Annotated in this window: 8 protein-coding genes and 1 rRNA gene; 7 read left to right on the top strand and 2 right to left on the bottom strand. The window is 33.5% G+C overall.

Annotation, left to right across the window (positions count from 1 at the left end; translation table 11 throughout):
• Positions 1-15 precede the first annotated feature (15 nt).
• From rrf to CDO51_RS08685, 3 genes are all read left to right on the top strand, one after another.
• Positions 16-132, top strand: a 5S ribosomal RNA gene (gene rrf, locus CDO51_RS08695).
• A gap of 147 nt (positions 133-279) precedes the next feature.
• Positions 280-1611, top strand: coding sequence for a tRNA (N(6)-L-threonylcarbamoyladenosine(37)-C(2))-methylthiotransferase MtaB (mtaB, locus tag CDO51_RS08690; protein ID WP_089023888.1), 1332 nt, complete (start codon positions 280-282; stop codon positions 1609-1611).
• Positions 1612-1830 carry a DUF896 domain-containing protein gene (locus CDO51_RS08685; RefSeq protein ID WP_089023887.1) on the top strand — a complete coding sequence of 73 codons (219 nt, stop codon included), beginning with the start codon at positions 1612-1614 and terminating at the stop codon, positions 1828-1830.
• A gap of 288 nt (positions 1831-2118) precedes the next feature.
• Here CDO51_RS08685 and CDO51_RS15035 read toward each other — a convergent pair whose 3' ends face one another.
• Both CDO51_RS15035 and CDO51_RS15030 read right to left on the bottom strand, forming a co-directional pair.
• On the bottom strand, positions 2119-2379 hold the full coding sequence (locus CDO51_RS15035) for an amidohydrolase family protein (RefSeq protein ID WP_276207013.1): 261 nt from the start codon (positions 2377-2379) through the stop codon (positions 2119-2121).
• A gap of 38 nt (positions 2380-2417) precedes the next feature.
• A complete protein-coding gene (locus CDO51_RS15030; RefSeq protein ID WP_089023885.1) occupies positions 2418-2945 on the bottom strand; it encodes an amidohydrolase family protein in 528 nt (175 codons plus the stop codon).
• A gap of 161 nt (positions 2946-3106) precedes the next feature.
• On the opposite strand from CDO51_RS15030, the gene CDO51_RS08670 reads away from it, so the two are divergent.
• From CDO51_RS08670 to CDO51_RS08655, 4 genes are all read left to right on the top strand, one after another.
• Positions 3107-4198, top strand: coding sequence for a hypothetical protein (locus tag CDO51_RS08670; RefSeq protein ID WP_089023884.1), 1092 nt, complete (start codon positions 3107-3109; stop codon positions 4196-4198).
• A 151-nt stretch (positions 4199-4349) separates the two neighbouring features.
• A complete protein-coding gene (nadE, locus tag CDO51_RS08665; protein WP_240503534.1) occupies positions 4350-5096 on the top strand; it encodes an NAD(+) synthase in 747 nt (248 codons plus the stop codon).
• A gap of 23 nt (positions 5097-5119) precedes the next feature.
• Complete coding sequence (locus CDO51_RS08660; RefSeq protein ID WP_089023883.1) at positions 5120-5866, top strand: YebC/PmpR family DNA-binding transcriptional regulator; 747 nt, start codon at positions 5120-5122, stop codon at positions 5864-5866.
• Between the two features lie 69 nt (positions 5867-5935).
• Positions 5936-6481 (top strand): BofC C-terminal domain-containing protein, encoded by a 546-nt coding sequence (locus tag CDO51_RS08655; protein ID WP_089023882.1) that lies wholly within the window; start codon positions 5936-5938, stop codon positions 6479-6481.
• The last annotated feature ends 15 nt before the right edge of the window (positions 6482-6496 follow it).

Raw genomic sequence — 6496 nt, 5'->3', positions numbered from 1 at the left:
ATATTTGATTTCTAGCCCGGTGAAAATAGCGGAGGGGATACACCTGTTACCATGCCGAACACAGCAGTTAAGCCCTCCTGCGCCTATGGTACTGGGAGCGAAAGCTCCTGGGAGAGTAGGTCTTCGCCGGGCTTTATATATATTTCTGACTCCCTATATAGGGTGTTTTTTTTATGATTTAATTTCAATGGTAGAATATTCCTGATATCTTAAGTTATAATAGTTTCAAGGTGAATTTTGTAAATTGCGTTTTACTATCTACAGAAAGAGGGGTTAGTGATGCAAAAATTACAAAATCGATCTTTGAAATTTAAAATTATCACTTTAGGTTGTCCCTTAAATCAGTCTGATAGCGATTCTTTTAGAGATAGATTATTAGAGAGTGGCTTTAATGAAACTGCTGATATTGCAGATATTTATATTATCAATTCGTGTGTAGTAACACAAAAGGCTGCTCGTAATTCTAGAAAGGAAGCGAGAAAGGCAAAAAAACTCAACCCAAATTCTATTGTATGTCTTATGGGTTGTTATGGAGAAATTGAAAAAGAAGTATTAAAAAATAATATTCCAGAGATTGATCATGTGGTAGGAACTAAAGACCGTAATTATTTATTAGAAGAATTAACTGAAACAACAAGCTTAGTCTTTGAAAAAACAGCTAAATATGATGAACTAGGTATAACACATAGATCAATTAAGTCTCGCCCAGTTGTAAAAATTCAAGAAGGTTGTAACAATAAATGTAGTTACTGTATTGTAACTATTGCGCGAGGACAGCCAAGGAGTAGAAAATATGAAAATATAAAAAAGCAAGTTACACAATTTCTAGAAAATGGATATAAAGAAATAATCTTAGCAGGTACTAATATGGGGGTTTATGGTATTGACTTACAAACTGATATCAATTTAGCTACCTTGCTAGATAGACTTGCTTCACTCCCTTATAAAAATTTTCGTTTAAGGTTAAGTTCTTTAGAACCTATGGAAGTCACAGAAGAAGTACTACAAGTAATTAAAAAACATAATAAAATTTGTAACAACCTTTATCTTCCTCTGCAAAGCGGTAGTGACAATATACTTAAGAGAATGAATAGGAATTATACAACTGATGACTTTGCTCAGTTAGTTAACAGGGCAAGAACTCTAATGCCTGATATTAGTATCGTAACTGACTTAATTTCAGGTTTTCCTGGTGAACAAAGGAAAGATCATAAAAGGACTATGGAATTTGTTTCTGAGTTAAGATTAAGTAAGGTTCATGTTTTTACATATTCACCCCGTCCGTATACACTGGCATATAACTTTAAAGATCAAGTAAGGCCTGATATTAAGAAACGACGTACAGATGAGATAAAACAATTAGACTTACAATTAACTAAAAAGTTTCATGAAGATAATTTAAAAAGCATAAAAAGAATCTTGATCGAGCAAATCAATAATATAGGTGAACATTTATCTATAAAGGGTTTCTCGGATAATTATTGTTTGTTAGAATGTACTGTAGGTGAAAATGATAATATTTATAATAACGAATTTATTTATACCATAGGTTTAGAAGCACATGAATGGGGTATTAAAGGGCAGGTTTTATTACCTAAGGAGGTGAAATAATTGATTTCTAAAGAACTTGTTGAGAGAATAAATACATTAGCTAATAAGAAAAAAGAAAAAGGACTCACAAAAGAGGAACAAGAAGAACAAACTAAATTAAGAAAAGAATACCTGAAAGCAGTTAGACAGCAAGTTATCAATCAGATGGGTGGCCCTCCACCAAAAGATAATTCACATAAAGAAGATTGTGGATGCAATAAAAATAAGAAACACAGCTAATATAACTGACCATTTTCAAGAAGTCAATCGAAAATATATGGTACCAATCATTCTATGGTTGGTGCCATTTTTTATTTCTTGTAGTGAACTTTTAACATAAAAAAGCTCCTCTTTTTAGATAAACAGTTCAGTTTTTTATACTGTCTAAAAGGGGAGCATAACACTATTAGCTGTGCTTTTTTATTAAATTTTGACTATTGTCTATAATCCTTTTTGTATTTTTAGAAAAGAAAAGTTCTTGTTCTTTCTTACTAGCACCCAATTCTTCAAGTATTTCCCACTAAACTTTTAAATATGGTAGCTAAACCCACGTGGAAACCAACTAGAATCTGTGCCGAAAATCATTCTTTCAGGACCAAGTGTTTTTAATGATTTATTAAAAATATCCTTCAATTCTAAATCATAGGCCATCCAGTCTAACCATTGATTAGAACCGGATGAATCTACATATATATTGGGAAGACTCCATGCTAAGTGAAGTACTTCTTGTAAGTATCCGGCACCAAAATGAGGTATTATTATTGGCATATTAGGATATGATCTAGCTATTTCAAAACTAGAAAGTGGGTTGATGAACTTATAAGAGGCTAGTCCACCCGGACCACTATTCCGAAATGGATCAATACAGGTAACTTTCTTTCATTTAAATACTTCCAGATAGGTTCAAGATCTGGATCGTCAAATGGTTTTTCCATATATGGGGCTAAAATTTTATGTCCTAAAAGACCTAATTCTTCAATTCCTCTTTTTAACTCAAAAAAAGCATTTGGCTCTTGTATATCATGGTGAGTGAAGCCAATAAAACTGTCTGGATATAAGTTGATAATATGAGCAAGAATATCATTATCAAATCCTGCAGTTACTGCGTTCACTTTTTCTAACCCATAGAACTCTCGTCTACGATTCCAAAGTTCACCAGCTGCCTCTGGTGTATAAGTTTTACCATCTGGCTTATAAAAACCCCATTTCCGGAAAAAATTCTCTTGCAGTTTTTTACGATAATCACTTATAACTTTATTATTACTACCGGTTTTTTTGGGTTTTTGTCTTTGGACAGGGAGATGAATATGAAAATCAATGACTGGAAAATTTGGCATTATAGGTTTTGATGACATGTACAACCTCCTATCAGTATTACTTTATATTTTATACTAGCATAAAATATAGTTAGTGGCAAAAAAAGATAATTGAACTAATATTTATAAACGATAGATGTATAACACTGGAATAACAACACATAATAGACATGAGAACTAATAAAACAGGAGGTGTGACAATGACACATAATCAGCAAAATTATGGTGGAAGGGCACCATACCAAACAAGTCAATACAGAGGATATACAGGAAGTACAAAACCAACTCAGTATAATCCAGATGCATACCATACTAGTAAGTATAAAGGTTATAATCAAAATCAACAGACAGATCAGATTCAAAATCCAAATGTAGGTGGAAGTCAACCACATAACTATCACACTAGCCAGTACCAAGGATATAGTGGTAACCAAAAACCGAGCCAATATAATCCAAGTGCGTATCAAACTTCAAGATATCAAGGCTATGGTCCAGGAAATGCACCACAAGCTAGAAATAACGCTCCAAGATATTCCAGTGCACAGCAAACCCAAATGAATCAACCAAATATGGTTCAAGGCATGAATACAGGACAAAACCAAGGACCAATTACTAGTCAAAGAGCCCCATACCAAACAAGTCAATACAGAGGATATACAGGAAGCACAAAACCAACTCAGTATAATCCAGATGCATACCATACTAGTAAGTATAAAGGTTATAATCAAAATCAACAGACAGATCAGATTCAAAATCCAAATGTAGGTGGAAGTCAACCACATAACTATCACACTAGCCAGTATCAAGGTTACAGTGGTAACCAAAAACCGAGCCAGTATAATCCAAGTGCGTATCAAACTTCAAGTTATCAAGGCTATGGTCCAGGAAATGCACCACAAGCTAGAAATAACGCTCCAAGATATTCTGGTGCACAGCAAACCCAAATGAATCAACCAAATATGGGTCAGGGAACGAGATATGGTCAGCAAAATCCTATGAGCAGAGGATACGGACAAATGAACCAAGGTGTTCAACCCCAAATTAATCGATGTAGACAAAACATTGAACAGATCAATCAAATTTGTAACCAATTAGCACAGGCAGAACAACAAAATAGACAAGAAATCGAAAAGCTACACCAAATAGAACAAGATAATTATCGGAGACTAGAACAAGTAAGTCAAATTGAAGCTCAAGCTTCACAACAATTGCAGCAAATTCAAGCAATGTGTAATCAAGTTTCACAAGAATTCAGAGTTATCGAAAACCAAATGTTAAATCAGAACAATTAATATGAGAAGTATTAAGCTACCTAATAGGAGTCCCACAAGGGGCTCCTTTTTTACGTCGATTGTGGTCAATATTGCATAAAATTTGAAGATGATGTACAATGAATATGACTTTAAAAGACTGATAATATGGCAATAGAAGGAGTTGTCAGACTTGTACATTAAAACTAAAGAACAAGCGGAAAACATAGCCAATATGGCAAGTAAGTGGATTAAAACAAAGGTAGAAGAAGCCGGATGTAAAGGTACTGTAGTAGGGTTAAGTGGTGGTATAGACTCAGCAGTAGTAGCAGCGCTGTCTAAAAAAGTATTTCCAAATGACACTTTGGGATTAGTGATGCCTTGTCATAGTGAACCTCAAGATGCTGAAGATGCCTATACTTTAGCTAAACAATTAGATATAAATTATAAAGAAGTTAATCTAACCTCTACTTTTGATGAGATGTATTATCAATTAACTGATCAAAAAATTGCGTCTGATATGGCTTTAGCTAATATCAAACCACGTCTAAGAATGACTGTACAATATTATTATGCACAAACCTTTCGATATCTGGTATTAGGCACTAGTAATAAAAGTGAACTATTAATAGGTTATTTTACTAAATATGGAGATGGTGCAGCAGATTTATCTCCAATTGCTAATTTTACAAAGATGGATATTTATAGATTAGCTGAATATTTAAATATACCACAATGTATTATAGATCGTCCTCCGACTGCTGGTATTATTTCAGGTCAAACAGATCAGGACGAGTTAGGGTTTACCTATGAAGATATTGAAAAGTATTTTATGGGTGAAGACCTACCTGTTGATATAGTTAATAAAATCCAAAAATTAGAAAAAGCTAGTAAACACAAAAAAACGTTGCCGCCTGTATTTGATCTTGATAATAGATAATTAATATAGAGGAGGGAATATTTGTGGCCGGACATTCAAAATGGGCAAATATAAAACATAAAAAAGCAAAAGAAGATGAAAAAAGAGGTAAATTGTTTAGTAAATTATCTAAAGAGATAATAGTAGCTGCCAAAGAAGGTGGCGGTGATCCAGACAAAAATAACCGACTTCGTATAGCAATACAAAAGGCGAAAGATAATAATATGCCTAATGAGAATATAGAAAGAGCAGTAAAGAAAGGAACTGGTGAGCTAGAAGGAGTTAATTATGAAGAGCTAACCTATGAAGGTTACGGCCCAGCTGGGATTGCTGTTTTTTTAGATGTAATGACTGATAATAAAAATAGAACTGCTTCAGAAGTAAGACACTTATTTACCAAAAATGGTGGTAATCTAGGTGAAAATGGCTGCGTCGCTTGGATGTTTTCAAGAAAAGGACTTATCACATTAGATAGTGACCAAAATCAAGTAGACGAAGAAGAATTTATGTTAACAACAGTCGAAGCTGGAGCAGAGGATGTTAAAATAGATGAAGCTACCATAGAGGTAATAACTGACCCTCAAGATTTTGAAAATGTACGCCAAGCTTTAGAAGACCAAGGTTTAGAGCTTTCTTTTAAAGAAGTGACCATGCTTCCTAGCACTACTGTAAAAGTTGAAGGAGATGATGCTAAAAAAGTTCTCAAGTTATTAGAAGAATTAGAAGATCACGATGATGTCCAAAACGTCTATGCTAATTTTGATATAGATGATTCACTGATTGACTCTTAAGAATAATCCCCTCAATATTTGGAAAAAATACTTTTAGGTGTACTTTCCAAATTGGGGGGAATCTTTTTTATGAAATTAACAAAAAATAGCGTAGTTACAGGTGTTATCGTAGTTATTAGTATATCGGCTGTAATAGCACAATTTTCTATAAATGGTGGTATTTCAGAGGAAGAAATAACAGATGAAACTAATATTAAATATGTAATAAAATACTTACGATGTGGAACCACTAAAAAGTTAGATGAAGATAATCCACCGGTGATCTTTCAGAATATGGTTTTTGAGGGTTTTACTGAATCTGAGCTAAAGAATTTTTTACCATCTGGTTGGCAAGTAGATGAATTTAGTGCAGAAGAATTAAGCTTAATTTATTATGGAGATAGGTGCCCTGAACATGAAGAAGAAGTAGTGTCAGATAGCAATGGTACAGACGCAGGATATATTGGTATCTACCAAGATAAAATTGCTATATATGAAGGAGAACCACCGAACGGAGAGTTAATAGAAATAACAAGACATGATATAAAAGAGGTTTATAGATATGAATTAGAAGAAGGTATTATTTTCGAAAATGAGGAAGAAAAAGATCAAATACTAGAAAGTTATACTAGTTGATGAGGAGTGTTATAA

Source organism: Natranaerobius trueperi (genome assembly GCF_002216005.1).
GTDB lineage: Bacteria > Bacillota > Natranaerobiia > Natranaerobiales > Natranaerobiaceae > Natranaerobius_A > Natranaerobius_A trueperi.
Note: the sequence above shows the minus strand (reverse complement) of the source record. Positions and strands in the feature narration are given on the sequence as shown.

Coding starts and splice junctions, on each gene's coding strand:
- mtaB (WP_089023888.1), top strand. CDS start 280: ATGCAAAAATTACAAAATCGATCTTTGAAATTTAAAATTATCACTTTA.
- CDO51_RS08655 (WP_089023882.1), top strand. CDS start 5,936: ATGAAATTAACAAAAAATAGCGTAGTTACAGGTGTTATCGTAGTTATT.
- CDO51_RS15030 (WP_089023885.1), bottom strand. CDS start 2,945: ATGTCATCAAAACCTATAATGCCAAATTTTCCAGTCATTGATTTTCAT.
- CDO51_RS08670 (WP_089023884.1), top strand. CDS start 3,107: ATGACACATAATCAGCAAAATTATGGTGGAAGGGCACCATACCAAACA.